Raw genomic sequence first — 24774 nt, 5'->3', positions numbered from 1 at the left:
TCGGACATCAGCAGCAGATAGCGCTCGAGCGTCGCGAGGCGGAGCGGCCGTTCCATCTGCATGGCCGTGGCATAGGCGCGGCTGAGGCTGAGATCGGCACCTTCGACGTCGCCCTCGAAGACGACCTCGCCGATCTGGCCCTCGACCAGACGGACGATGACGACGCCCTGGGCGAAGTCCTGCTGCGGCACGACGACGCCGAAGAGGGCGATGCCGGCCTCGCGATGCGCCTGGCTGATCGCCTCGGAGATGGCGGTGAGTTCGGTCGAGGACAGCTGCCGCCCGGCGAAGGGCGCCACGGCGCGGGCGAGGACGGCGCGATCCAGCATCTGGTCGCCGACCACGGCCACGTCGCGGATCGTGATGTCGGGAAGGTTGGCCACGGTGATCTGGCGCTCGGCCGGCGGGATAGGCGTGCTGCCGCGGGGCAGGGGCGGGCGGATGTCGGGCCGGTCGGTGTCGAAGCCACGAGGGCCGAGACCTGCCTGCGCGTGCGCCTTGGCCGGCATCAGCAAGGCCAGAGCAAGAGCCAGAATGGCCATCACGCGCTTCATATTTATAACTCTCTCCTACGTAATTATTATTGAAAATGTCGGTCAGATTGTGCGGCGAGTTAAAAACAAATCCTGAATTCAACCTTAAGTAATGATTAAACTGATGGAGCGGCCGAGTGCGGCAGAACGAGGCGGGGTCCCGAACCCCGCCTCGTTGCCTTCGATGTCAGCGGGCGAGGCCTCCCAACAGGCCACCGACCAGGCCGTTCACGGTGCCGGTCACCGGCGCCAGCACGCCCGTGGCGCCGCCGGGTCGACCACCCAGGCCGCCGAGGAGGCCGTTCACCGTGTTGGTGACCGGGGCGAGGGCGCCGGTACCGCCGGCCGCGCCGCCGCCCGTGAGGCCGCCGACGAGGTTGGTGACGGGTGCGAGCACGCCACCGCCGGCCGCGCCGCCCGTGAGGCCGCCGACGAGGTTGGTGACGGGCGCGAGCACACCCCCGCCGGCCGCACCGCCGCCGGTGAGACCGCCGAGGAGGCCGGTGACGGGCGCGAGCACGCCCCCGCCGGCCGCGCCGCCCGTGCCGCTGCCGCCGAGCAACCCGCCCGCGACGGGCAGGGCGCCGGTCAGGCCGCCGAGCAGCCCGCCCGAGGTGGCGGCTGTGAGCACGTTCGCGGTGATCGGGGAGCCTGCCGCAGGGGTCGAGCCGAGCAGGGCGGCATTGACGAGCGACGGGGTCTGGCCGTTGCCGAGGAGGCGCGTGTCGCCGAGGCTCAGTCCCACGAGGGGCGCGGCGCCCGGGGTGGAAGGCAGGAGGCCGCCCAGCAGATTGGAGACGACGGGCAGCGTGCCGGCGGCGCCCAGGATCGGGGCCGTGGTGGCGGAGAGGCTGCCGAGCAGCGTCCCTGGATTGGTCACCGTGGTCGAGACGTTGGTGAGCAGGCCCAGGACCTGGTTGCCCGGCCCCGAGAGGACGCTCGCGCTGATCGGGGCGTTGGGGGCGGGCGTCGTGCCGAGGATGGAGGCGGTGACGGGCGCGGGCGTGCCCCCGGCCTGCGGGCCGCCGACCTGCACGCCGGCGAGATTGAGGTTCAGGACGCCGCCCAGGGGATTGGCGGCGATGGCCGTGGAAGTGCCGTTCGTCCCGCTTGGTCCGGTCGTTCCGGTCGCGCCCGTGGCCCCGGTGGACCCAGTGGCACCCGTGGGACCAGTGGGGCCCATGGCGCCCGTGACGACCGGCGCGGAGCCGCCCTCCGGGACGAAGACGGTCTTGCCGCCCGAGCAGGCGGCGGCGGCCAGCGCGGTGGAGGCCAGGAGGCTGAGGAGACGGAGCTTCTGCTGGATGATCATAGCGGAATTCCTTGATGGCTTGCCCTGCGCCCCTCGGGGCGCGGGGGGCGGCCTGGCACCGTCATCGGTGCGCGAGGCGGCCCTGCATGGGGAGGCGAAGGGGCGGGTCGCCCCTTCGCCGAAGGAGGTCAGCGCGTGCGCAGCACACCTCCCAGAAGACCGTTCACCGTGTTGGTGACCGGGGCGAGGGCGCCGGTGCCGCCGGTCGCGCCGCCGGTGAGGCCGCCGACGAGGCCGGTGACCGGCGCCAGCACGCCCGTGCCGGCCGCGCCGCCCGTGAGGCCGCCGACGAGGTTGGTGACGGGCGCCAGCACGCCCGTGCCGGCCGCGCCACCCGTGAGGCCGCCGACGAGGTTGGTGACGGGCGCGAGCACGCCCCCGCCGGCCGCACCGCCACCGGTGAGGCCGCCGAGGAGGCCGGTGACGGGTGCCAGCGCACCCGTGCCGGCCGCACCGCCCGTGAGACCGCCGAGGAGGCCGGTGACGGGCGCGAGCGCGCCGCCCGTGCCGCTGCCGCCGAGCAACCCGCCCGCGACGGGCAGGGCGCCGGTCAGGCCGCCGAGCAGCCCGCCCGAGGTGGCGGCTGTGAGCACGTTCGCGGTGATCGGGGAGCCCGCCGCCGGGGGTCGAGCCGAGCAGGGCGGCATTGACGAGCGACGGGGTCTGGCCGTTGCCGAGGAGGCGCGTGCCGCCGAGGCTCAGCCCCACGAGGGGCGCGGCGCCCGGGGTGGAGGGCAGGAGGCCGCCCAGCAGATTGGAGACGACGGGCAGCGTGCCGGCGGCGCCCAGGATCGGGGCCGTGGTGGCGGAGAGGCTGCCGGCGAGCGTCCCTGGATTGGTCACCGTGGTCGAGACGTTTGTGAGCAGGCCCAGGACCTGGTTGCCGGGCCCCGAGAGGACGCTCGCGCTGATCGGGGCGTTAGGGGCGGGCGTCGTGCCGAGGATGGAGGCGGTGATGGGTGCGGGAGTGCCCCCGGCCTGCGGGCCGCCGATCTGCACGCCGGCGAGATTGAGGTTCAGGATGCCACCGAGGGGATTGGCGGCGATGGTCGTGGAAGTGCCGTTCGTTCCGTTTGTTCCGGCCGCGCCCGTCGCCCCGGTGGCGCCCGTCGCCCCGGTGGCGCCCGTCGCACCAGTGGCACCCGTCGCCCCGGTGGCGCCGTTTGCGCCCGCCGTGCCGTTCGAACCATCGGAACCCGGGCTGCCGGCCGCGCCATTGGTCCCCGAGGTGCCGTTGCCACCCGAACCGGAACTGCCCGTTCCATTGGCCCCGGCCGTTCCATTGGTCCCGGCCGCACCAGCGGCCGCCGTGGTGAGGGTCGGTTCGGTGATCGAGATGCCGCCGTCACGGCCGCCGCCGCATGCAGCCACCGTGGACAGCAGCAGCGCTGACAGCCCTAAGCGCAATTTAATCCCCTGGAATGTATAGTTGCTCATTGGAACGGCCTCCGATGTGTTGACGAATGGTGGTGAACCATTCTGCCGACACACCTGATCTGAGAGCCATTCTACAAATCATCCATTTTAGGAAAGCAAATGCTTTGCGTAACTTGTTTTTCCTGCTTTTGTCCTAAAAATACTGTTTGAGTAAGAAAAATACTGATAAGGATTTTTATGTCGTCATAAAGTCATTGAATTTACTGTGTTTTTCTGGAGGTTTGGATTATTCGGAACACTCAATGAATCTGCGGGATGTTTAGAGCATTTCATGCCAAATGAATTAACAAATAGCAGGAGTATTAATTCAAAATAAATTCGAGAGGGTAAGTTCTGTGAGGTTCGGATTCCTGAGTTGCCGGTCATAATATTTGCAATAGATTGGCAAATGATATTTTACGCGTAGTAAAAATTATTGAGATTGTGAAAATTCCTTGCGTAGAGCGTCGATCGAATACGACCGGCGCCATGCAGGCTCAGGGAGGTCGGTGTCGGGCGGACCTCGGTCCTGAAGTGCTTCCGCGCCTTCGGTCGACACGCCTCAATGGGGCTGGGGGAAGCCCGTGAAGTAATAGCCGCGGCTCCGCGCCGCCAGGATGACGTCGCCGCCACCGGAATCGCGGATCTTGAGCCGGAGCTGGTAGATTAGATTGTCGATGGAGCGGTCCTCGGCGCGATAGGGGCGCATCAGGACCCGTGTGCTCAGGGTGTCTCGGCTCACCGGATGGCCGATAGCTTCGGACAGACAGCTCAGCATCTCGAATTCGGTGGCCGTCAGGGCCACGGGCGTGCCGTCGGGCCGGTAGAGGCGGCGCTCGCGTTCAGCGATACGCCAGACGCGATCGGACTTCTCCGGCGGGGCGCTGCGCCGCATATGCGCGCGGACCCTCGCCAGCAGTTCGCGCGTCGAGATGGGCTTTTGCAGGAAGTCGTCAGCGCCGATCTCGAGGCCGATGATCCGGTCCGCCTCGCAGGGATTGCCCGTCAGCAGCAGGATCGGCGCCTGGGTCAGGCTGCGGAGCTGCGTCAGGTGCGACAGCGTATCCACATGACCCAGCCGTTGATCCAGAATGATCATCTTCGGTTTGAAGCGGTCGAGGGCGGTCATGGCCTCGTCCCAGGAATGGGCAACCTGCGCGGGAAGGTCATGCTGGTTCAGCGCCTCAGCGACTTCGGTGCTGAATGCCACATCGTCGTCGATCATAAGCACGCTCGTGGCCTTGATCATGCAGCTTGTCCCTGGCCTGGGCTGACAATTCCGTTTCTGTGACCCTACGTCCGTTTCTAAGAAGAAAAAAGGATAAACGAGAACTTTGGTTGCAAGCTGGCGAAGCTGGTTTTCACGAAGAATGCCCATTCATAATTGTATGCCTATTTGTCTGGTATTTGTATTTTCTGGAATGAGGCGTGCCTGAGGACATAAAGGAAAATCAATGATCTGAGCACTGCCTGCCCATGTCTGGATCACCGCTATCGGAGTCGGGGAACGGCGGTGCGCACTCTCCGGCGTGACCGCCGGAGAGTGCGCACCGCGAATTGCGGAAGGAAATCCCTGCCCGCCGATGGGGTATCCGAAGCCGACCTTAGCCGAGCTCCATGCCCGTCTCGCGCACCAGCGCGCCCATGGCTTCGCGCTGTTGGCGCACATAGGCCGCGAAGGGCTCCGGCGCGCTGCCCACGGGAATGGCGCCCAATGCATCGAGCCGTCCGCGCACGGCGGGGTCGGCCAGCGCGACCTTCACGGCATCGTACCAGCGCGCGACCATCGGCGCGGGCAACCCGGCCGGACCATAAAGCCCGTTCCACTCGTTCAGCTCGTAATTCGGGAAGCCCTGTTCGGCGACCGTGGCGACGTCCGGCAGCGCGGCGAGGCGCGTCAGCGAGCTGACGGCCAGCGCCCGCACACGCCCCTCCTGCGCGAGCTGCAGCGCCGAGGCCACGGTGGCGAAGACGAAGGTCAGGTTGCCGCCCACCAGATCCTGCAAGGCCGGCGCGCCGCCGCGATAGGGGACATGCGTCATCTCCAGGCCCGCCCGGCGCAGCAGGAGCGCCGAGGCAAGGTGCGCCGCCGTCGCATTGCCCGAGGAGCCGTAGGTGAGCTGGCCCGGCCGCGTCTTCGCATAGGCCACGAATTCCTCGAGGTTCCGCACGGGCAGGTTGGGCGGCACGATCATGATCTGCGGCCAGACCAGCACCTGGCTGATCGGGGTGAAGGCCGTCGCATAGTCGAAGGGCAGGCCGCGCATCAGCGTCGGGTTCACGGTATGGGCCAGGGCGTCGATCATGACGGTCAGCCCGTCCGGCGCGGCGCGCGCCACCTCGGCCGCGCCGATCGCCCCGCCGGCACCGCCGCGATTCTCGACCACCACCGACTGTCCGAGCGAACTGGTCATCGGCACGGCCAGAAGCCGGGCCGAGGTGTCCACGCCGCCGCCCGGCGCATAGGGCGCGATCAGGCGGACGGAACGGGTGGGCGACCAGCCCTGGGCCAGGGCCGGCGCGGCGAGGCCCGCGGTGAGGCCGGTGATGAGGAATTCGCGACGGATCATGTTAAATCAACTCCCTGGTTGCCGGGGACGGGGTTTCGCACAGTGACGTTCGGAACCCCCGTCGGCGACGAAATCGCGGTCAGGAACCCTGCCGGCGCGACCGCGTCAAGTCGCAACGGATCGGCCTGGTCTATCATTCCTAAACAAAGACTTATCCGTCGAGATGGATGCCCTCGGCGGCGATGAGCGCGCCCATGGCCTCGCGCTCGGCGGCGAGGAAGCGCGCCAGCGCCTCGGGCCCTTCGGCCGCCGGCAGCAGGCCCAGCTCGTCCAGGCGCGGGCGCAAAGCGGGCTGGTTCACGGCCTCGGCCGCCGCGGCGGCGATCCGCGCGACGGTCGCGCCCGGTGTGCCGGCGGGGGCGAAGAGCGCCAGCCAGTCGCCGATGGAGAAATCCGGAAATCCCTGATCGGCGATGCTGTCCGCCGCGCCGGGCAGCGAGGTGCCGAGCGAGCGCAGCCGGCCCTCGCGCAGCAGCGGCGCGGACAAGGCGATGGAGGTGAAGCCCATCGCGACATCGCCGCGCAGCAGGCCCGTCACCTGGTCGGCGCCGCCGCGATAGGGGATGTGCTCGGCCGCGATCCCGGCCCGGCGCAGCAGGGCGGCCATGGCCAGATGCGTCCGCGCGCCGATGCCCACGCTGCCATAGGCCGCCAGGCGCGGCTCGGCCCGCAGCCGGTCCAGCAGCTGGGGCAGGGTGGCCACGCCCAGTTCGGCGCGGACCACCAGCACCAGGGGCAGCGTGGCCAGCAGCGTCACGGGGGCGAAGGCGGTGCGGTAGTCGAAGGCGAGGCCGCGCATGAGGAAGGGATTCACCGCCTGGCCGCCGGAATCGAGCAGCAGCGTCGCGCCGTCCGGCGCCGCCTGGGCCACGACGCCCGCGCCCACCGCGCCCGAGGCGCCGCTGCGGTTCTCGGGCGTCACCAGCGTGCCAAGGCCTTCGCCCAGCCGGGGCGCGATCAGCCGGGCGAGGATGTCGGTGCTGCCCCCGGGCGGATAGGCGACCACGAGGCGGACGGGCCGCTCCTGCGCCAGGACACCGACAGGGCGGGCAACGGCCGGGAGACAGGCGGCGAGAAGGAGCGAGCGGCGCAGCATGACGGAGGCGTCGCGCCGGCCCCCCTCCGCGTCAAGCTTCGTTTCGGTGAAACCCGCACCGCCCCCATGCCCTTCGGGGCGTGAAGGACCTAGGATGCCGCCATGGCCCCCCGTCAACCGCGTTCCGAGCCGGCTTCCGCCAGCCTCTTCGAGACCGAGGCGCCGCGCCCGCTCGCCGACCGCCTGCGTCCGGCCGCGCTGGCGGATGTCATCGGCCAGGACCACCTGCTCGGACCCGAGGGGCCCATCACGCGGATGGTCGAGAGCCGTAGGCTGTCCTCGCTCATCCTCTGGGGCCCGCCGGGCACCGGCAAGACCACCATCGCCCGTCTGCTGGCCCATGCGACGGATCTGCATTTCGAGGCGCTCTCGGCCATCCAGGGCGGCGTGGCCGACCTGCGGCGGGTCTTCGAGGCGGCGCGGGACCGGCGCGGGATGGGGCAGGGCACCCTGCTCTTCGTGGACGAGATCCATCGCTTCAACCGCGCCCAGCAGGACGCCTTCCTGCCCGTGATGGAGGACGGCACCATCGTGCTGATCGGGGCGACGACGGAGAACCCCTCCTTTGAGCTCAACGGCGCCATCCTCTCGCGCAGCCAGGTCTATGTGCTGCGGGCCCTGGACGAGGCGGCCCTGGCCATCCTGCTGGAGCGCGCCGAGGCCCATCTCGGCCGCCCGCTGCCCCTGACCGGCGAGGCGCGCGAGGCGCTGCTGGGCCTGGCCGGCGGGGACGGGCGCTATCTGCTGAACCTGGTCGAGCAGATCGCCACGGTGCGCCCGGGCGAACCCCTCGGCGTGGAGGCGATGGGCCAGGTGCTGACGCGCCGGCTCCCCTCGCACGACAAGGCCGGCGACGGGCATTACGACCTGCTCTCCGCCTTCCACAAATCCCTGCGCGGCAGCGACGTGCACGCCGCGCATTACTACGCCGCGCGCATGGTGGTGGCGGGCGAATCCCCCGAGGCGATCTTCCGCCGCCTCGCCTGCGCGGCGTCCGAGGATGTCGGCATGGCCGATCCCCAGGCCATGGTGCAGGTCATGACCGCCTGGCAGGCCTTCGAGCGCATCGGCTGGCCCGAGGGGCGGCTCTTCCTCGCCCAGGCCATCAGCTACGTGGCGACGGCGCCCAAGAGCAATGCCTCCTACATGGCCTTCGAGGCGGCGACGGGCCTGGCCCGCGAGACGAGCCACGTCCCGCCGCCGATGAACATCCTGAACGCGCCGACCAAGCTCATGAAGGAGCTCGGCTACAAGGCGGGCTACCGCTACGACCACGACTATCCCGACGCCTATGCCGGGCAGGAGTTCTTCCCCGACGAGGTCAGGAAGCGCGGAAGTCCGGCGCTCTACCAGCCGAACGAGCGCGGCTTCGAGCGTGATATCCGCAAGCGGCTCGACTATTGGTCGGCGCAGAAGGCCTTGCGGAAATCGTCATGAACTTTCTTCTGGTCGCGATCGGCGGGGCGTCGGGCTCCGTCCTGCGCTATCTCGCCTCGCTGCTTTTCCTGGGGATGGGCTGGCCCTGGGGCACGGTCCTCGTGAACGTCCTGGGCAGCTTCGTCATGGGCATGCTCGCCGGCAGCGGGCTCTCGCCCCAGGCGCGGCTGTTCTGGATGACGGGCGTGCTCGGCGGCTTCACCACCTTTTCCGCCTTCAGCCTCGAGACGGCCGTCCTGTGGCAGCGTGCCCATTGGGAGGGGGTGGCCTATGTGGCGCTGACCCTGATCCTGGGCCTGGCCGCCTTCGGGCTGGGCATGAGGTTCTCGCCCGGCGCTTGACGCTCCCGCTTGCGCGGGCCTTGCTGGATGGAGAGGAAGGAGCCGTCGCCATGACCGCAGAACCATCGGGCCGCCAGATGCGAATGGGCGTCTTCGTCCAGGCCGCCGGGCATCACGTCGCCGGTTGGCGGCACCCCGACGCCATGGAGGGCGGCGCCAATCTCGCGCTCATGCAGCACATCGCCGCGACGGCCGAGCGCGGCAAGTTCGACATGTTCTTCCTCGCCGACAACTTCTCCACCGGCTATGGCGAGCATCCGTCCTCGATCGGCAAGTTCGAGCCGATCACGCTGCTCTCCGTGCTGTCCGCGAGCACGAAGCATCTGGGCCTCGCCGCCACGGCGTCGACCACTTATGCCGAGCCCTATCACACCGCCCGCGCCTTTTCCTCGCTGGACCATCTCTCGGGCGGGCGCGCAGCCTGGAACGTGGTGACCACCTCCTATCCCAAGAACGGTGCGGTCTTCGGCAAGCAGCATCCACCGCATGCCGAGCGCTACGCCATGGCCGAGGAATTCGTCGAGGCCTGCAAGCTGCTCTGGGATTCGTGGGACGACGATGCCTTCGTCATGGACAAGGCGCGCGGCACCTTCGTGCGGCCGGGCACGCTCCACATCCCCGATTTCGAGGGCAAGTACTTCACCGTGAAGGGCGGGCTGAACCTGCCGCGCTGCCCGCAGGGCCAGCCGGTGATCATCCAGGCCGGCAGCTCCGCGCCCGGCCAGGCGCTCGCGGCGCGCACGGCCGAGGTGGTCTTCACCGCGCAGAACAACCTCGCCGACGCGCAGGATTTTTACCGCGGGCTGAAGGCGCAACTCGCCCAGCATGGGCGGGGCGAGGACGACCTGAAGATCATGCCCGGCTTCATGCCGATCATCGGCCGGACCGAGGGGGAGGCGAAGGCGCTCTTCGCCGAGCTGAGCCGCAACCTCGACATGAAGCAGGCCAATACCGTGCTGTCGGACCGGCTGGGCGCCGACATGTCGGGCTACGACCTTGACGCGCCGGTGCCCGACCTGCCGGAGAACGAGCATCTGAAAAGCCGCGCGCTGCTGCTGCTGGAGACGGCCCGGCGCGAGGGGCTGACGCTGCGCGAGCTCTGCCACCGCGTCGCCGCCTCGCGCGGGCATCTGACGGTCATCGGCACCGCGGAGCAGGTGGCCGACACGATGGAGGAATGGTTCCGCGAAAGCGGGGCGGACGGCTTCAACCTGATGCCGCCCTTCTTCCCCACGCAGTTCGACGCCTTCGTGGACCAGGTGGTGCCGATCCTTCAGGCGCGCGGCCTGTTCCGCCGCGAATATGCGGGGACGACGCTGCGCGAGAACCTCGGACTGGCGCGGCCGCCGAGCCGCTATGCGGCGGCGATGGAAAGCGCGGCGGAGTAGGAGCTCAGCGCTTCCCGAGCGCGATGGCCCCGGCCTTGCGGCCGCTCATCCAGGCGCGCATGCCCGCCGCCCGGCCCGACCATTTCTCGCGCCGCACATCGCCGCGCCGCAGCGCCGCCTTCAGCGTGAGGCCCGGCCATTCGCCGAGCGCGAGCCGCCAGGCCGCGCCGCGCCCGCGGTGCTTGTCTTCCAGATGCAGGCGCGACCAGCCCTGGTGGAAGGCCTTCCACCAATTGAGCGTCTCGGAGGGTGCCGAGCTCGCGCCGCCCTCATGGCGCACACGCACGCCGGCGACATGCACCAGGGCATGGCCCGCCTCGCGCATCCGCAGGCAGATGTCGTCGTCCTCGAAGTAGAGGAAGATGTCGGGATCGAAGCCGCCGATCGCGCGGAAGGCGGACATCCGCAGGAACATGGCCGAGCCGCCGACATACCAGCAGCAGGCATCGCCCTCGGGCGCGACGACCGGCCCGCGCAGGCGGCGGAAGGGCAGGTCGTGGCCGAACTGCATCGTCTCTTCGGGGGTGAGGATTTCGGGCGCGAACATGCCCGCCTCGGGGTAGCGGCGCGCGGCGGCGACGAGGCCGGCGAGGGTGCCGGGCTCCAGCGTCGCATCGGCGTTGAGCAGGATGCCGAATTCGGTCGTGACCTCGGCGAAGCCGGCATTGGCGCCGGGCCCGAAGCCCAGGTTGCGCGGCGCGCGGACCACCTTCGCATCCGGGCGCGCGGCCTGGGCCACGGCCGCGCTGTCATCGGGGCTGGCATTGTCCACGACGATCACCGGGCATTCGGCCGGGATCGCCGCGAGGCAGGAAGGAAGCAGCGCCGCCGAGTTATAGGCGACGATGACGACGCTGACTTCTTTCACGGCATAATCTTTACGAACGCTTGGGCGCGGTCTCGGCCAGGGCCTGCTGGAAGGCGGCCACGGCGGCCTCCTCCTCCATGGGCGTGTCGAGCTCCGGGGCGCCGACGGCCACGAGGCCGCCCGTCCAGAAGCCGTCCGACCCGTCCGTCGGCACCGCATATTGCAGCATCGCGATGCCGGCCGGGCCCCGGTAGGAGATGTAGGGGCAGCGGCGATACTTCTTCGTCCGCACGCCGCCGCCCGTCTTGGGCGCGCCGTCCTTGGAGAGCAGCGCATGCGGCTGCTTCACGCCGGCGGCCTTGGCCGTCTCCGCCGTCAGGTCGAAGCGCGCCTGCGCCTCGGCCGCCACGGCGAGGATGCGCTGCGTCGCGGCGGCCAGCACCGGATCGACCGCGGCGCGGGCGCCGACGGGCGAGACGCGGCGCGTTTCCAGCGCCAGCTTGGCCGCTTCGCGGAACTCGGTCGCCTTGGCGTGGAGCTTCGCATTGGGGCCAGCGAGGATGTTGTCCGCGTTGGCGACCATCGCCTTGAGCTCGGCGGCGGTCTTGCCCGACAGGTCGCCGCTCATGCCATATTGACCATGATGGTCTTCTTCGCCGTGAAATGTTCGAGCATGGCTTCGAGCGATGCCTCCTTGCCGAGGCCCGAGCTCTTCACGCCACCATAGGAGAGATTGGCCTGGACCACGAGGTTCTGGTTGATCTGCACGAGGCCCGCCTCCAGCCGGTGCGCCAGGTCGAGGCCCACCTTGAGGTTGTTGGTCCACAGGCTCGCGGCGAGGCCGTATTCGCTGTCATTGGCCTCGGCGAGCACGGCCTCGGCGTCGTCGAAGGGCTGGATGACCGTGACCGGCCCGAAGATCTCCTCGCGCACCAGGCGCGAGTTGCCGTCGAGGCCGGTGAAGATCACGGGGCGGATGAACAGGCCCTTCTTCAGCGCGGAATCCTTGGGCATGGCCGAGCACTCATGCGCCGTGGCGCCGGCGGTCTTCCTGCCCTCGTCGATGAAGCCCTGGACCTTCTCGAACTGGCCCTCGCTGATGATGGTGCCGATGTCGGTCTTCTCGTCGAGCGGGTCGCCCATGACCATCTTGTCGACGGCCTGCTTCATCTCGGCCACGAAGGCGTCGAAGATCGGGCGCTCGACATAGATGCGGCTGGCGGCCGTGCAGCTCTGGCCCTGGCGGGTGAAGCGCATGGAGGTGAGCGCGCCACTGACGGTCTTGGCGAAGTCGCAATCGGCGAAGACGATCATGGGCGACTTGCCGCCCAACTCCAGCGTCACCGGGATCAGCTTCTGGGACGCGGCCTTGGCGACGATCTTGCCGGTCTCGACCGAGCCCGTGAAGGTCACCTTGCGGACCAGCGGATGCTCGACCAGCGGGGCGCCGCATTCGGGGCCCATGCCGCTGACCATGTTGAAGACGCCGGCCGGCAGCACCCGGTTCATCAGCTCGCAGATGCGCAGGACGGCCAGCGGCGCTTCCTCGGCCGACTTCACGACGACGGAGTTGCCCGCCACCAGCGCGGGGGCGACCTTCAGCGCCATCAGCAGCATCGGCACGTTCCAGGGGATGATCGCCCCCACCACGCCGAGCGGCTCGCGGATCGTCACGGAGAGCACGTTGGGGGCGAAGGGAACGCTCTCGCCCTTGAGCTCGGAGCCGAGGCCGCCGAAGAATTCGAGGATGTCGGCGACGGTACCGGCCTCGACGCGGCTTTCCGTGCGGATCGCCTTGCCGGTTTCCAGCGCGATCAGGCGGGCCAGCTCTTCCTGGTGCTCGCGGATGACGGCGGCGCACTGGTGCACGAGGGCGCCGCGCTTGCGGGCCGGCATCTTGGCCCATTCCTTCTGGGCGCGGGCGGCGTCGCGGACGGCGGCGTCGACATCGGCGGCGTCACCCTCGGCGGCGCTGGCGACCTGGGCGCCGGTCGCGGGGTTCACCACGGCGAAGCTCTTGCCGCTGATCGCGGGAACATAGCGGCCGCCGATAAAATGCAGGCCGGACATCTGCTTGGCGAGGGCGAAGCAATCGAGCTCCGGGGCGGCGGGGGTGGGGTGCGGCGTCTCGAGCATAGGGGCGCTCCTCTTGTCCTGGGTCGGGCTGACCATGCGCCGGATGGGCCGGTCCGGGCAACCCTGGGGGGGGACGGACGGTTGATAGACCAACCCCATAAGGAGGCCCCAATGCCGCAAGCCATTTCCGACGACGCCGCCCGGATCAAGGTCCGCGAACTGGTCCAGAAGATCGGCCTCGTGATGCTGGTTACTTCCGATGACGACCACAGCCTGCACTCGCGGCCGATGGCCGTGATGGGCATGGAGGGCGACAAGGTCTGGTTCTTCACCGATGTCGACAGCCCCAAGACCCTGGAGATCGGCCGCGACCATGACGTGCTGCTCGCCTGCGCCAATCCGGGCGGGCAAGAATTCGTCTCGGTCCAGGGCCGCGCCCGCGTCCTGCAGGACGAGGCGAAGCAGAAGAAGCTGTGGAGCGAGGCCGCGCGGCTGTGGTTCCCCAAGGGACCGGCCAGCGAGAACCTGGCCCTCATCGAGGTCGAGATGCTGGGCGCGGAGTATTGGGACAGCCCCGGCTCGAAGGTCCTCTTCGCCTATGGCTATGTGAAGGCCGTGGTGGCCGGCAAGACGCCGGAGACGGGCGAGAACGCCAAGGTGAAGTTCGAACGCCTCTGAGCGGATTGCGCCTCCCGCGAGGCGCGTCTAATCCCTGAAGGTCATTTTGCCTTCAGGGAATGTCTAGAATGTCCGCTCAGTCTTCCGGCCCGCTCAGCGGCCTGCGCGTCCTCGATCTCACCCGCGTCCTCGCAGGTCCGACCTGCACGCAGATGCTGGGCGATCTGGGCGCGGAGGTCATCAAGATCGAGAAGCCGGAATCGGGCGACGACACCCGCGGCTTCGCTCCGCCGAACTGGCCCAAGAGCGGCGAGAGCGCCTATTTCGTCGGCGTGAACCGCAACAAGAAGTCGGTCACGGTCGACATCGCCAAGCCCGAGGGCCAGGCGATCATCCACCAGCTGCTCGAGAGCTGCGACATGCTGGTCGAGAACTTCAAGGTCGGCGCACTGGCCAAGTACGGCCTGGGCTGGGAGCAGCTGTCCAAGAAGTATCCCAAGCTGATCTATTGCTCGATCACCGGCTTCGGCCAGACCGGCCCCTATGCCCCGCGCCCCGGCTATGACGCGCTGATCCAGGCGATGGGCGGCATCATGTCGCTGACCGGCGAGCCCGGCGGCTCGCCGCAGAAGTCGGGCGTTCCCGTGGCCGACCTCTTCGCCGGCCTCTATGGCTGCATCGGCCTGCTGGCGGCGCTGAACCACCGCCACGCGACGGGCCAGGGCCAGCAGATCGACATCGGCATGCTCGACACCCACGTGGCCTGGCTGGCCAACCAGGGCTCCAACTTCCTCTCGACGGGCGAGAACCCGGTGCGGCTGGGCAACCAGCACCCCAACATCGCGCCCTACCAGGAGTTCCCGAGCAAGGACGGCTACCTCATCCTCGCCGTCGGCAACGACCCGACCTTCGAGCGCTTCTGCAAGAACTTCGGCCAGGAGCACCTGCTGGCCGATGAGCGCTTCTCCACCAACCCCAATCGCGTGGCGAACCGCCAGCTCGTCACCGACACGCTGACGCCGGTGATGAAGAGCAAGACCACGGCCGAATGGGTCGAGGCGCTGGAGGCGCTGAAGATCGCCTGCGGGCCGATCAACACGCTGAAGGACGTCTTCGCCGATCCGCACGTCGTCGCGCGCGGCTGCGTCATCGAGATGGAACATGCGTCGGGCGAGATGGTGAAGGTCACGGCCAATCCGGTCCGCCTCTCGGCCACGCCGCCCACCTATCGCAGCGCGGCGCCGACGCTGGGCCAGCACAATGACGAGGTGCTGGGCGGGATCCTCGGCATGAGCGGCGGCGATATCGCGGCCCTCAAGGACAAGGGCGTCATCTGATGGACGCGCCCCGGATCGGATCGCTTCGCGGCACGTTCGATTTCGGGGCGCTCACCCTGCGCTGGGCGGAATGGGGACCGGTCGACGGCAGGCCCGTCGTCTGCGTGCACGGCCTGACCCGCAACGGCCGCGACTTCGACGCGCTCGCCCAGGCTTTGGCCGCCCAGGGCCGCCGGGTGATCTGCCCGGACGTGCCGGGGCGCGGCATTTCGGACTGGCTGCCTGCCGGCGCGCTCTATGCCGTGCCCACCTATGTCGGCGCGCTGATGCCGCTGCTGGCGGAGCTCGGCGAATACGACTGGGTCGGCACCTCGATGGGCGGGCTGATCGGCATGGGCCTTTGCGCCATGCCGGCGGTCGCCATGCGGCGGATTGTGCTGAACGATATCGGCCCCTTCATCCCCGTCGCCTCGCTGGCGCGCATCCGCGACTATCTCCAGACCTTTCCCGAATTCGCCAGCCTGGCCGCCCTTGAGGCGCAGCTGCGCCGCGTCCACGCGCCCTTCGGCGCGCTGAGCGACGCGGAGTGGGCGCATCTGGCGCGGCACAGCGCGCGCGTGACGGTGCATGGCACCTTCGTGCTGCACTACGATCCGGCGATCCTGGAGCCCATGGCCGGCCCGCTCGCAGATGTGGATCTCTGGGCGCTGTGGGAGCTCTGCGTGAAGCGCCCCGTTCTCGTCCTGCGCGGCGAGAGTTCCGATCTGCTGACGACGGAAACTGCCTCGCGCATGGGCGCGAGCACGGGCGTGACGGTCGAGACCATCCCCGGCTGTGGCCACGCGCCCGCGCTGATGGACCCCGCGCAGATCGCGCTCATCCAGCGTTTCCTGGAGGACTGACCGGGCCAAATTCATGCCTCAGATTTATATCTTGGGGCGTTATATTCCCTCATGGCGGCCGATTTGAGAGGATCGGTCCAACAACGCGAGGGATAGAGATGCTGGCGATTTCGCGACGGGCCGCGGCGGTCCTGATGATGGGCACGACGCTCGCTTCCGGCCCTGCCTTGGCCACCGGCGCCGTGGTCAACCACGTCCTCCTGCCGCAGGGCGCCACCATGGAAGCCTGCCTTCAGCGCGCCGCGATGGCGATCGCCACGGTGGGTCTGAGCCCGCTCAACACCACGCGGTCGGCCGCCTGGGGGCAACGCGACGGCGGCCGCATCTACACGATCTACTGTATGGCGGCCCAGGGCGCGGCCGTCTTCGTCGCCGCGGGCAATACCAGCGCCGACGTCTCCTCCGACCTCACCGCGCTGATGCAGGCCTTCCGCTCCAATGGGAGCGGTGGCGGCAGCGGCGGCAAGATTCCGCTCAGCCGGCCTTGAGCAGCCGCGCGGCCTTCACCGCGAAATAGCTGAGCACCGCATTCGCGCCCGCGCGCTTGAAGGAGAGCAGCGCCTCCATCATCGCGCGGTCGTGATCGAGCCAGCCGCGCTCGACGGCGGCCATGATCATCGAATACTCGCCGCTCACCTGGTAGGCGAAGGTGGGCAGGCCGAACTCCGTCTTCACGCGGTGCACGATGTCCAGATAGGGCAGGCCGGGCTTCACCATGACCATGTCCGCGCCCTCGGCGATGTCCAGCGCCACTTCGCGCAGGGCCTCGTCGCTATTGGCGGGGTCCATCTGATAGGTCTTCTTGTCGCCGATCAGCGCGCCCGTGCTGCCCACCGCGTCGCGGAAGGGCGCGTAGTAGCCCGAGGCGTATTTCGCCGCGTAGCTCATGATGCGGGTGTGGATCAGGCCCTCGGCGTCGAGCGCGGCGCGGATGGAGCCGATGCGCCCGTCCATCATGTCCGACGGCGCGATCACGTCCACGCCGGCCTGCGCCATCAGCACGGCCTGCCGGCAGAGGATCGCCACCGTGTCCTCGTTATGGACGTAGCCGTCGCGCAGCACGCCGTCATGGCCGTGGTCGGTATAGGTATCGAGCGCGACGTCGCCGATCAGGCCGAGGCCCGGATGGGCAGCCTTCAGCGCGCGCGCGGCGCGGCACATGAGGTTCTCGGGGTTCAGCGCGCCCGTGCCCTCGGCGTCGCGATCCGTGACGGGCGTGTAGGGGAAGAGGGCGACGGCGGGGATCCCGAGTGCGGCGGCCTCGGCCACGTGCTCCGCCGCGCGATCCACCGAGACGCGGACGATGCCGGGCATGCTCTCGACCGGGACGACCTTGTTCTCGCCCTCGGTGAGGAAGATCGGCCAGATGAGGTCGGCCGGCGTCAGCCGGCTCTCGGCCGTGAGCTTGCGCGTCCAGGCATCGTGGCGGTTGCGCCGCATGCGGGTGCTGGGAAAGGAACCGAAGAAGTTCATGGGGCCTCCGATGGCCGCTAAATCATCGGAGGCCGTTATAGGGCCGGCGGCCCGCCGGTTACGAGAGGGCCTGGGTCAGATCCGCCAGGATGTCGTCGATATGCTCGATGCCGATCGACAGGCGGATATAGCCCGGCGTCACACCGCTCGCCGCCTGCTCGGCCTCGTTGAGCTGGCTGTGGGTGGTGGTCGCCGGATGGATCGCCAGGCTGCGCGCGTCGCCGATATTGGCGACGTGGTAGAACATCTTCAGCTTCTCGATGAAGGCCTGCCCGGCTTCCTTGCCGCCCTTGAGCTCGATGCCCATCAGGCTGCCATAGCCGCCCTTGAGATAGGCGTCGGCGCGGCGCTTGGCCTCGCCCGTCATGACCGAGGGATGGATCACCTTCGTCACATTCGGATGGCCGGCGAGGAAGGCCGCGACCTTCACGGCATTGGAGCAATGGCGCTCCATGCGCAGCGGCAGCGTCTCCAGCCCCTGGAGGAACATGAAGGCGTTGAAGGGCGCCATGGGCGCGCCGATGTCGCGCAGCAGGCAGGTCCGCATCCGCAGGATATAGGCGATGGGGCCGAGCGGCTTGGCCGCCTGGCTCCAGATCGCGCCATGATAGCTCGCATCGGGCTTGTTCAGCGTGGGGAAGCGGTCGCCGCCCGCTTCCCAGTCGAAATTGCCGCCATCCACCACGATGCCGCCGATGCTGGTGCCATGGCCGCCGATCCACTTGGTCGTGGAATGCATCACGATGGCCGCGCCATGCTCGAAGGGCCGGCAGATCACCGGCGCCGCCGTGTTGTCCATGATCAGCGGCACGCCGAGCTTGCGGCCGATGGCGGCGACTTCCGCGATCGGGAAGACCTGCAGCTTCGGGTTGGGCAGCGTCTCGGCGTAATAGGCGCGGGTGCGCGCATCGGTGGCACGGGCGAAGGCCTCGGGGTCGGCCGGGTCCACGAAGCGGACCTCGATGCCGAACTGCTTCAGCGTGTTCGCGAAGAGGTTGTAGGTGCCGCCGTAGAGGTCGGTGCTGCTGACGATGTTGTCGCCCGCCTCGCAGAGATTCATCACCGTGAAGGTGGTCGCCGCCTGGCCCGAGCCCACGGCGAGCGCCGCGGCGCCGCCCTCGAGCTGCGCGATGCGCGTCTCCAGCGCGTCGCAGGTCGGGTTCATGATGCGCGTGTAGATATTGCCGAGCTCGGCCAGGCCGAAGAGGCGCGCGGCGTGGCCGGTGTCCTGGAACTGGAAGCTCGTCGTCTGGTGGATCGGCACGGCGACGGAGCCGGTGTTCGGATCGGCGCGATGGCTGCCGCCATGCAGGGCGATGGTCTCGGGGCGCGTGTACTGGCTCATGTGGAACTCCCTATTTGCGGCCAAGCCTGCCATCCCCCGCGCCCCGGGGGAAGGATGGCGCCCCTATCACGGGCCGGCCTTTGCAAGCGGCCTGGATGCTCCGAACATCCCGCCAGAAGAAAAGCCGGGAGAGACATCGTGTTGAAAGCCGCTGGACTGGCCTTGCTCACGGCGGGCTGCGCGGGCGCCGCGGCGGCGCAGGGCCTGACCGCGACCTTCCCGACGCGCCCGGTCACCATGGTCGTCGGCTTCGCGCCCGGCGGGCCGGCCGATGTCATCGCCCGGCTCATCGCCCCCGGCCTCGGTGCGGATCTCGGCCAGCCCGTGGTGGTCGAGAATGCCGGCGGCGCGGGGGGCTCGCTGGGCCAGGGCCGCGTCATGGCCGCGCGGGCCGATGGGCAGACCATCCTCTTCGGGAGCCTCGCCCAGGCGACGATCCCGACCCTGCTGCCGCGACTCAATTTCGACCCGCTGGCGCTGCAGGCGATCGGGATGGTGAACGAGGTGCCGATGGCCATCATCGCCCGGCGCGACTTTCCCGCCGCGAATCTGGCGGAACTCGTCGCCCTCGTGCGCCGCGAGGGCCGGGGGCTGAACCTCGGCAATGCCGGCGTCGGCTCGACCAGCCATCTGTGCAGCCTGCTGCTGCTCGCCACCATCGGCAGCCCGGTGACGCTGGTTCCCTATCGCGGCAATGCGCTGGTGATGAACGACCTGATGGCCGGCACGCTCGACCTGGGCTGCGACCAGACGACGAACAATGCGGGCCACATCCAGTCCGGCACCATCCGTGCCTATGCGATCACGACCCCCGACCGCGCCACCGCCCTGGCTGGGGTGCCGACCACGGCCGAGGCCGGCCTGCCGGAGATGCGGATGTCGGGCTGGAACATGCTCTTCGCGCCGGCGGGAACTCCGGGCGTGGTGGTCGACCGGCTCAACCGCGCGCTGATGACGGTGCTGCGCGACGAGAACGTGCTGCGCCGGATGGTGGAGCTCGGCAGCAATCCCGCCACCGACGCGCGGCGGACGCCGGCGGGCGGGCAGGCCTTCTGGCTCGCCGAGATCGCCCGCTGGAAGCCGCTGCTGGAGGCGGTGGGACAGAGCCCGGATTAAACAGAGCCCGGATTAAAGCGCCCGCCAGCCGATATCGCCGCGGCAGAAGCCTTCCGGCCACTCCACCTTCGCCACGGCCGCATAGGCGGCATCCCGCGCCTGCGCGATGGTCGCGCCCGTCGCGCCGATGCCGAGAACGCGCCCGCCATTGGCCACGAGGCGGCCTTCGTCGTCGCGCGCCGTGCCCGCGTGGAAGATCTGCACGCCCGGCACCTGCGCGGCCGCCTCCAGGCCACGGATCTCGCTGCCCTTGCGGGGCGCGGCCGGATAGCCCTCGGCCGCCATGACGACGACGATGCTGGCGGTCTTCTCCCAGCGCAGGTCGAAGTCCTTCAACTCGCCTTGAGTGGCGGCCAGCAGCGCCGGCAGCAGGTCGCTGCGCAGGCGGAGCATGAGCGCCTGGCATTCGGGGTCGCCGAAGCGGACGTTGAATTCCAGCAGCTTCGGGCCCTCGGCCGTCAGCATCAGCCCCGCGAAGAGCACGCCCTGGAAGGGCGTCCCGCGCCGGGCGAGCTCGGCCAGGACGGGGGCGATGCAGGTCTTCATCACCTCGGCCTGGAGGGCCTCGGTGAAGGCGGGGGGCGGGGAATAGGCGCCCATGCCGCCCGTGTTCGGGCCGGTATCGCCGTCGCCCACGCGCTTGTGGTCCTGCGCGGCGCCGAGCGGGATGGCGTTCGTGCCGTCGCAGAGCGCGAAGAAGCTGATCTCCTCGCCGACCATGCATTCCTCGATGACGAGGGTGGAGCCGGCGGCGCCGTAGATGGCGTCCTCCATCATCTCGGTGACGGCCTGCTCGGCCTCCTCGACGGTGGTGGCGACGACCACGCCCTTGCCGGCGGCCAGGCCGTCCGCCTTCACCACGATGGGCGCGCCCTGGGCGCGGATATAGGCGCGGGCCGAGGCCGCGTCGGTGAAGCGGCCATGCGCGGCGGTGGGCGCGCCGGCGGCGTTCGCGATCTCCTTGAAGAAGCTCTTGCTGCCCTCCAGCAGGGCCGCCGCCTTGCGCGGGCCGAAGCAGGGGATGCCGGCCTCGGCGCAGGCATCGGCCATGCCGAGCGTCAGCGGGGCCTCGGGGCCGACGACGACCAGCTCGATCTCCTCGCGCTTCGCCAGCGCCACGATGCCGGCGACATCCTCCGCGCCGACCGCGAAGCACTCCGCGATCTCGGCGATGCCGGGATTGCCCGGCGCGCAGATCAGCCGCGTCAGCAAGGGCGAGGCGGCGATCGCCCAGCACAGCGCATGCTCGCGGCCGCCGCCGCCCACTACCAGAACCTTCATCACCCGCCTCCGCAACGCCGCGATCCGTCCTATACTCAGGCGATGGACGGAACCGGCGGCAATATTCCTGAATATGGTGTGGGCGAGTTGGCCGGCGCCATCAAGCGCACCCTGGAGGGCGCCTTCCAGCGCGTCCGCGTCCGGGGCGAGCTTACGGAGGTGAAGCCCTATCCCTCGGGCCACATCTACATGTCGCTCAAGGACGAGAACGCGAAGATCGAGAGCGTCGTCTGGAAGAGCGCCGTCTCGCGACTCGGGCTGAAGCCGGAGAACGGGCTGGAGGTGATCGCCACCGGCCGCGTCTCCACCTATGGCGATCGCTCGAAGTACCAGCTCATCATCGAGAAGCTGGAATATGCCGGCGAGGGCGCCTTGCTGGCCCGGATCGAGCGGCTGCGGCTGGCGATGCTGAAGGAAGGCCTCTTCGACGCCGACCGCAAGAAGCCCTTCCCGCTGCTGCCCGATGTCATCGGCGTGGTGACCAGCGAGCGCGGCGCGGTCATCCAGGACATCCGCACGACGCTCGCCCGGCGCTTCCCGCGCCACCTGATCCTCTGGCCGGTCCCGGTGCAGGGGGAGGGCTCGGCCGAGAAGATCGCCGCGGCCATCCGCGGCTTCTCGGCGCTGCGGCATGGCGGGCCCGTGCCCCGGCCGGACGTGCTGATCGTGGCGCGCGGCGGCGGCTCGCTGGAGGACCTGATGGCCTTCAACGAGGAGGTCGTGATCCGCGCGGTGGCCGAATGCACCATCCCGCTGATCTCGGCCGTCGGCCACGAGACCGACACGACCCTCATCGACTTCGCCTCCGACCGGCGCGCGCCCACCCCTACCGCCGCCGCCGAGATGGCCGTGCCCTCCCGCGTGGAGCTGGCGGCCGACATCGCCCAGCGCGGCTCGCGCATCGCGAGCCGCATCGCCGCCGTGATGCGCGAGAGCCGGCTGCACCTGCACCGCGCCGCCCTCGGCCTGCCCGACCTGCCTTCGATGGTGAACCAGCTCCGCCAGCGCCTGGACGACCGGGGCGAGCGGCTGCGCGTGGCGCTGCCCGGCTTCGTCCAGGCCAAGCGCCAGGAGGTGGCCCGGCTGGGCGCGCATCTGCGCCACCCGCGCGAGGCCATCGCCACCGGCCGCAATGCCAGCCAGGCGCTGGACCAGCGCATGAACGCCGCCTGGGCGCGGGCCCTGGCGCGGCGGCAGGCGGCCCCGGCCCTGGCCCGGCTTTCCCCCGCCCCGGTGCTCGGGCTGATCCGCGAGCGCGCCGCCCGCGTGGAGGGCCTCGCGGCCCGGCTGGAGGCGGTCAGCTACAACGCCGTGCTGGCGCGCGGCTTCGCCCTCGTCCAGGGCGCCAGCGGCCAGACCATCACCGCCGCCGCCGAGGTCGCGCCCGGCGCGCGGTTGACCCTGACCTTCCAGGATGGGGCCGTCGACGTCTCGGCCACGCCCGCCAAGCCGGTGCAGGGGCTGCTGTTTTGAAGCGTCGCGCGGCCTTGGCGCTGCCGGCGCTGCTGCTGGCCCGCCCGGCCGCCGCGCTGGAATGGCGCGGCAATCCGGCCCAGGGAGCCATGCTCCTTGGCCGGGGGGCGGCCGGGGCGCGGCTGGCGCTGGACGGGCAGGCGGTGCGCGTCTCGCCGGAGGGGCTCTTCGTCCTGGGCTTCGGGCGCGATCATGGCGCCCGTTCCACCCTGACCGAGAACGGCGCGGCCCGGATCCTCGAGGTCGCGCCGCGCCGCTGGGACGTCCAGCACATCAACGGCCTGCCGCCCGCCCAGGTGACACCGGACCCGGCCATGCTCCAGCGCATCCTCGCCGAGCGCGAGCGGCTCGCCGTGGTCCGTGGCCTCGATACCCCTCGCACCGACTTCGCGTCCGGCCTCGCCTGGCCCGCGCGAGGGCGGATCAGCGGGGTCTATGGCAGCCAGCGCATCCTGAACGGCCAGCCCCGCCAGCCGCATTCCGCGCTCGACATCGCCGGGCCGGTCGGCACGCCCATCCAGGCGGCCTGTTCCGGGCGCGTGACCCTGGCCGCCGAGTTCCATTTCTTCGGCAAGCTGCTGGTGCTCGACCACGGGCATGGGGTGAACACCCTTTATGCCCATCTCTCGGCGATCGAGGTCCGCGAGGGGCAGGAAGTCCGGGTGGGCCAGCGGATCGCCGCGATGGGCGCGACCGGGCGCGTCACCGGGCCGCATTTGCATTTCGGGCTGAGCTGGTACCGGCTATGGCTGGACCCCCAGCCGCTCCTCAGCTGACGAACGGCATTCTGTCAGAGGTTTCAGCTTTGGGGGAAACGCCGCAAAGCGCCATTCGGCGTTAACCCCTAGGGCGCGGCGACCTGGGTGTCGACAAAAATATTAACAGATATTCATCTTCCTTCGCTATGCTGTCTGTTCAGCTTCGGTTAATGTGGGGCCTCCATCGCGAGGCCAAGTCGCGACATAAATTCGGCTGGCCTAATCCCTTCAGCGAGGATGGTTCGGGACATTCATGAACGTGATTCATCAGGAACCGCCCAAGCTCGACCAACGGGAAGAGCCGCAGGCTTCCGCATCCTCGGCCGAGACCACCGCGGCGGTGGGTCCCAAGCGCCGGCTTCTCCCTTGGCTCGGTCTCGCGGTCCTGCTGGGGGGCGGCGCCTATTACTACCTGAATCATGTCGAGCAGGCGGCCCCTGCCGGGGCGGCGACCACCGCCGCGCTGCCGGCCGGCCAGTTCCAGCTGAATGAGAACGAGATGCGCGCCTTGCGCATCGAGCCCGTCGCCGCCCGCGAATTCCGCCCCGAGCGCATCGCCGAGGGCCGCATCGCCTATAACGACGACCGCTCCACCCCCATGCTCTCGCCCTATACCGGGCGGGTGATACGCGCCTTCGCCCGCGTCGGGGACCGCGTCCAGGCCGGCGCACCGCTCTATGAGATCGAGACGCCGGACGTGACCGGCGCCGCCAACGACCTGCTCGGCGCGCTGGACAACGTCCAGAAGGCCAATGTCGCCTTGGCCCAGGCCCGGCGCGAGGATACCCGCCAGGCCTCGCTCTTCTCCGCCCGCGCCACCTCGCAGCGCGAGGTCGAGCAGGCGCGCGCCGCCTCGGCTTCGGCCGAATCCGACCTGCGCAGCGCCAATGCCCAGGCCGAGGCCAATCGCGACCGCCTGCGCGTGCTGGGCCGCACGCCCGAGCAGATCGCCGAGATCGAGCGCACCCGCCAGGTCAGCGGCGTCATCACCGTCACCGCGCCGCTTGCCGGCACCGTCACCCAGCGCCGCGCCGGTCCCGGCCAATGGCTCACGGCCGGGCAGGGCGATCCCGTCTTCACCATGGCCGACCTCTCGACCATGTGGCTCGTGGCCAATGTCCGCGAGATGGACGTGCCGCTGATCCAGGTGGGCCAGCGCGTGGACGTCACCATCGGCGCGCTGCCCGACCGGCACTTCGACGCGCGGATCGTGCGCACCGCCGCCGGCCTGGACGCGACCACCCGCCGCCTGACCGTGATGGCCGAGGTCGCCGATCCCAATGGCGAGCTCCGCCCCGAGATGTTCGCGACCTTCCGCATCGAGGTCGGCGAGGCCAGCACCTCTCCGGCCGTGCCCTCCAGCTCCGTCATCTTCCGCGGTGCCGAAGCCAATGTCTGGCTTGCCTTGCCTGACCGCCGCTTCGTCATGCGGCGCATCACCCCGGGCATTCGCTCGGGCGATCTGATCGAGGCTCGCGAAGGCCTCACCGCCGGTGACCGGGTGGTGACCGGGGGTGCTCTCTTCATCGACCGCGCCTCTCGCATCGACTGAGA

At 69.6% G+C, this 24774-nt stretch carries 23 protein-coding genes; 11 read left to right on the top strand and 12 right to left on the bottom strand.

The window, feature by feature from the left end:
* From ACO057_RS13365 to ACO057_RS13340, 6 genes are all read right to left on the bottom strand, one after another.
* Positions 1 to 554: POTRA domain-containing protein (locus tag ACO057_RS13365; RefSeq protein WP_421992476.1), on the bottom strand; the 554-nt coding region annotated here is incomplete at its 3' end.
* 166 nt (positions 555 to 720) lie between these two features.
* Positions 721 to 1845, bottom strand: coding sequence for a hypothetical protein (locus ACO057_RS13360; protein ID WP_421992474.1), 1125 nt, complete (start codon positions 1843 to 1845; stop codon positions 721 to 723).
* A gap of 128 nt (positions 1846 to 1973) precedes the next feature.
* Positions 1974 to 2438: a hypothetical protein gene (locus ACO057_RS13355; RefSeq protein ID WP_421992472.1), complete on the bottom strand. Its 465-nt coding sequence runs from the start codon at positions 2436 to 2438 to the stop codon at positions 1974 to 1976.
* A 1385-nt stretch (positions 2439 to 3823) separates the two neighbouring features.
* Positions 3824 to 4510: a response regulator transcription factor gene (locus ACO057_RS13350; RefSeq protein ID WP_421992470.1), complete on the bottom strand. Its 687-nt coding sequence runs from the start codon at positions 4508 to 4510 to the stop codon at positions 3824 to 3826.
* Between the two features lie 355 nt (positions 4511 to 4865).
* A complete protein-coding gene (locus tag ACO057_RS13345) occupies positions 4866 to 5831 on the bottom strand; it encodes a Bug family tripartite tricarboxylate transporter substrate binding protein (protein ID WP_421992468.1) in 966 nt (321 codons plus the stop codon).
* Positions 5832 to 5982: 151 nt separating this feature from the next.
* Complete coding sequence (locus ACO057_RS13340) at positions 5983 to 6927, bottom strand: Bug family tripartite tricarboxylate transporter substrate binding protein (protein ID WP_421992466.1); 945 nt, start codon at positions 6925 to 6927, stop codon at positions 5983 to 5985.
* A gap of 102 nt (positions 6928 to 7029) precedes the next feature.
* Here ACO057_RS13340 and ACO057_RS13335 point away from each other — a divergent pair, with 102 nt between their 5' ends.
* Genes ACO057_RS13335 through ACO057_RS13325 form a run of 3 tightly spaced genes read left to right on the top strand, consistent with a single transcriptional unit; the run spans position 7030 to position 10093 of the window.
* Positions 7030 to 8364: a replication-associated recombination protein A gene (locus ACO057_RS13335; RefSeq protein ID WP_421992464.1), complete on the top strand. Its 1335-nt coding sequence runs from the start codon at positions 7030 to 7032 to the stop codon at positions 8362 to 8364.
* Positions 8361 to 8705: a fluoride efflux transporter FluC gene (locus tag ACO057_RS13330; protein WP_421992462.1), complete on the top strand. Its 345-nt coding sequence runs from the start codon at positions 8361 to 8363 to the stop codon at positions 8703 to 8705. The genes ACO057_RS13335 and ACO057_RS13330 overlap by 4 nt, the downstream gene beginning before the upstream one ends.
* A gap of 50 nt (positions 8706 to 8755) precedes the next feature.
* Entirely contained in the window at positions 8756 to 10093 is a 1338-nt protein-coding gene (locus ACO057_RS13325) for an LLM class flavin-dependent oxidoreductase (protein ID WP_421992460.1), read from the top strand.
* Positions 10094 to 10097: 4 nt separating this feature from the next.
* Here ACO057_RS13325 and ACO057_RS13320 read toward each other — a convergent pair whose 3' ends face one another.
* From ACO057_RS13320 to ACO057_RS13310, 3 genes are read right to left on the bottom strand one after another with little or no spacing between them, the layout of a single operon-like run.
* Positions 10098 to 10961: a glycosyltransferase family 2 protein gene (locus ACO057_RS13320; RefSeq protein ID WP_421992457.1), complete on the bottom strand. Its 864-nt coding sequence runs from the start codon at positions 10959 to 10961 to the stop codon at positions 10098 to 10100.
* A gap of 10 nt (positions 10962 to 10971) precedes the next feature.
* A complete protein-coding gene (locus ACO057_RS13315; RefSeq protein WP_421992455.1) occupies positions 10972 to 11529 on the bottom strand; it encodes a hypothetical protein in 558 nt (185 codons plus the stop codon).
* Positions 11526 to 13037, bottom strand: coding sequence for an aldehyde dehydrogenase family protein (locus ACO057_RS13310; protein WP_421992453.1), 1512 nt, complete (start codon positions 13035 to 13037; stop codon positions 11526 to 11528). The genes ACO057_RS13315 and ACO057_RS13310 overlap by 4 nt, the downstream gene beginning before the upstream one ends.
* A 111-nt stretch (positions 13038 to 13148) precedes the next feature.
* Between ACO057_RS13310 and ACO057_RS13305 the strand changes: the two genes are divergently transcribed.
* The 4 genes from ACO057_RS13305 (at position 13149) to ACO057_RS13290 (ending at position 16262) form a co-directional block, all read left to right on the top strand.
* Positions 13149 to 13655 carry a pyridoxamine 5'-phosphate oxidase family protein gene (locus ACO057_RS13305; RefSeq protein WP_421992451.1) on the top strand — a complete coding sequence of 169 codons (507 nt, stop codon included), beginning with the start codon at positions 13149 to 13151 and terminating at the stop codon, positions 13653 to 13655.
* Positions 13656 to 13723: 68 nt separating this feature from the next.
* The gene (locus tag ACO057_RS13300; RefSeq protein WP_421992449.1) at positions 13724 to 14932 is read left to right on the top strand and encodes a CaiB/BaiF CoA transferase family protein; all 1209 of its coding nucleotides are present in this window, start codon (positions 13724 to 13726) and stop codon (positions 14930 to 14932) included.
* Positions 14932 to 15774 carry an alpha/beta fold hydrolase gene (locus ACO057_RS13295; protein ID WP_421992447.1) on the top strand — a complete coding sequence of 281 codons (843 nt, stop codon included), beginning with the start codon at positions 14932 to 14934 and terminating at the stop codon, positions 15772 to 15774. The genes ACO057_RS13300 and ACO057_RS13295 overlap by 1 nt, the downstream gene beginning before the upstream one ends.
* A gap of 98 nt (positions 15775 to 15872) precedes the next feature.
* Entirely contained in the window at positions 15873 to 16262 is a 390-nt protein-coding gene (locus ACO057_RS13290; RefSeq protein WP_421992445.1) for a hypothetical protein, read from the top strand.
* On the opposite strand, the gene hemB is transcribed toward ACO057_RS13290, so the two are convergent.
* Together hemB and ACO057_RS13280 are read right to left on the bottom strand one after the other, a co-directional pair.
* Complete coding sequence (gene hemB / locus ACO057_RS13285; RefSeq protein ID WP_421992443.1) at positions 16249 to 17247, bottom strand: porphobilinogen synthase; 999 nt, start codon at positions 17245 to 17247, stop codon at positions 16249 to 16251. The two genes, ACO057_RS13290 and hemB, sit on opposite strands and share 14 nt — an antisense overlap.
* Before the next feature lie 58 nt (positions 17248 to 17305).
* Entirely contained in the window at positions 17306 to 18592 is a 1287-nt protein-coding gene (locus tag ACO057_RS13280; protein WP_421992441.1) for an O-acetylhomoserine aminocarboxypropyltransferase/cysteine synthase family protein, read from the bottom strand.
* 138 nt (positions 18593 to 18730) lie between these two features.
* Between ACO057_RS13280 and ACO057_RS13275 the strand changes: the two genes are divergently transcribed.
* Positions 18731 to 19708, top strand: coding sequence for a tripartite tricarboxylate transporter substrate-binding protein (locus ACO057_RS13275; protein WP_421992439.1), 978 nt, complete (start codon positions 18731 to 18733; stop codon positions 19706 to 19708).
* A 12-nt stretch (positions 19709 to 19720) separates the two neighbouring features.
* On the opposite strand, the gene purD is transcribed toward ACO057_RS13275, so the two are convergent.
* Positions 19721 to 20989 carry a phosphoribosylamine--glycine ligase gene (gene purD, locus ACO057_RS13270; protein ID WP_421992437.1) on the bottom strand — a complete coding sequence of 423 codons (1269 nt, stop codon included), beginning with the start codon at positions 20987 to 20989 and terminating at the stop codon, positions 19721 to 19723.
* A 42-nt stretch (positions 20990 to 21031) separates the two neighbouring features.
* Between purD and xseA the strand changes: the two genes are divergently transcribed.
* The 3 genes from xseA (at position 21032) to ACO057_RS13255 (ending at position 24772) form a co-directional block, all read left to right on the top strand.
* Positions 21032 to 22462, top strand: a complete 1431-nt coding sequence (gene xseA, locus ACO057_RS13265; RefSeq protein ID WP_421992435.1) for an exodeoxyribonuclease VII large subunit — start codon at positions 21032 to 21034, stop codon at positions 22460 to 22462.
* A complete protein-coding gene (locus tag ACO057_RS13260) occupies positions 22459 to 23238 on the top strand; it encodes a M23 family metallopeptidase (RefSeq protein ID WP_421992433.1) in 780 nt (259 codons plus the stop codon). Before xseA ends, ACO057_RS13260 begins: the two co-directional genes overlap by 4 nt.
* A 235-nt stretch (positions 23239 to 23473) precedes the next feature.
* Positions 23474 to 24772, top strand: a complete 1299-nt coding sequence (locus ACO057_RS13255) for an efflux RND transporter periplasmic adaptor subunit (protein ID WP_421992431.1) — start codon at positions 23474 to 23476, stop codon at positions 24770 to 24772.
* Positions 24773 to 24774 lie beyond the last annotated feature (2 nt).

The sequence above is a fragment of the Roseococcus sp. genome (genome assembly GCF_965227005.1).
Classification (GTDB): Bacteria; Pseudomonadota; Alphaproteobacteria; order Acetobacterales; family Acetobacteraceae; genus Roseococcus.
Note: the sequence above shows the minus strand (reverse complement) of the source record. Positions and strands in the feature narration are given on the sequence as shown.

Bases quoted from the DNA above. Each gene is read 5' to 3' on its own strand.
- ACO057_RS13335 (WP_421992464.1), top strand. From the start codon at position 7,030: ATGGCCCCCCGTCAACCGCGTTCCGAGCCGGCTTCCGCCAGCCTCTTC.
- ACO057_RS13360 (WP_421992474.1), bottom strand. From the start codon at position 1,845: ATGATCATCCAGCAGAAGCTCCGTCTCCTCAGCCTCCTGGCCTCCACC.
- ACO057_RS13340 (WP_421992466.1), bottom strand. From the start codon at position 6,927: ATGCTGCGCCGCTCGCTCCTTCTCGCCGCCTGTCTCCCGGCCGTTGCC.
- hemB (WP_421992443.1), bottom strand. From the start codon at position 17,247: ATGAACTTCTTCGGTTCCTTTCCCAGCACCCGCATGCGGCGCAACCGC.
- ACO057_RS13300 (WP_421992449.1), top strand. From the start codon at position 13,724: ATGTCCGCTCAGTCTTCCGGCCCGCTCAGCGGCCTGCGCGTCCTCGAT.
- purD (WP_421992437.1), bottom strand. From the start codon at position 20,989: ATGAAGGTTCTGGTAGTGGGCGGCGGCGGCCGCGAGCATGCGCTGTGC.
- ACO057_RS13310 (WP_421992453.1), bottom strand. From the start codon at position 13,037: ATGCTCGAGACGCCGCACCCCACCCCCGCCGCCCCGGAGCTCGATTGC.
- xseA (WP_421992435.1), top strand. From the start codon at position 21,032: ATGGACGGAACCGGCGGCAATATTCCTGAATATGGTGTGGGCGAGTTG.
- ACO057_RS13280 (WP_421992441.1), bottom strand. From the start codon at position 18,592: ATGAGCCAGTACACGCGCCCCGAGACCATCGCCCTGCATGGCGGCAGC.
- ACO057_RS13290 (WP_421992445.1), top strand. From the start codon at position 15,873: ATGCTGGCGATTTCGCGACGGGCCGCGGCGGTCCTGATGATGGGCACG.
- ACO057_RS13255 (WP_421992431.1), top strand. From the start codon at position 23,474: ATGAACGTGATTCATCAGGAACCGCCCAAGCTCGACCAACGGGAAGAG.
- ACO057_RS13315 (WP_421992455.1), bottom strand. From the start codon at position 11,529: ATGAGCGGCGACCTGTCGGGCAAGACCGCCGCCGAGCTCAAGGCGATG.
- ACO057_RS13295 (WP_421992447.1), top strand. From the start codon at position 14,932: ATGGACGCGCCCCGGATCGGATCGCTTCGCGGCACGTTCGATTTCGGG.
- ACO057_RS13345 (WP_421992468.1), bottom strand. From the start codon at position 5,831: ATGATCCGTCGCGAATTCCTCATCACCGGCCTCACCGCGGGCCTCGCC.
- ACO057_RS13330 (WP_421992462.1), top strand. From the start codon at position 8,361: ATGAACTTTCTTCTGGTCGCGATCGGCGGGGCGTCGGGCTCCGTCCTG.
- ACO057_RS13305 (WP_421992451.1), top strand. From the start codon at position 13,149: ATGCCGCAAGCCATTTCCGACGACGCCGCCCGGATCAAGGTCCGCGAA.
- ACO057_RS13325 (WP_421992460.1), top strand. From the start codon at position 8,756: ATGACCGCAGAACCATCGGGCCGCCAGATGCGAATGGGCGTCTTCGTC.
- ACO057_RS13350 (WP_421992470.1), bottom strand. From the start codon at position 4,510: ATGATCAAGGCCACGAGCGTGCTTATGATCGACGACGATGTGGCATTC.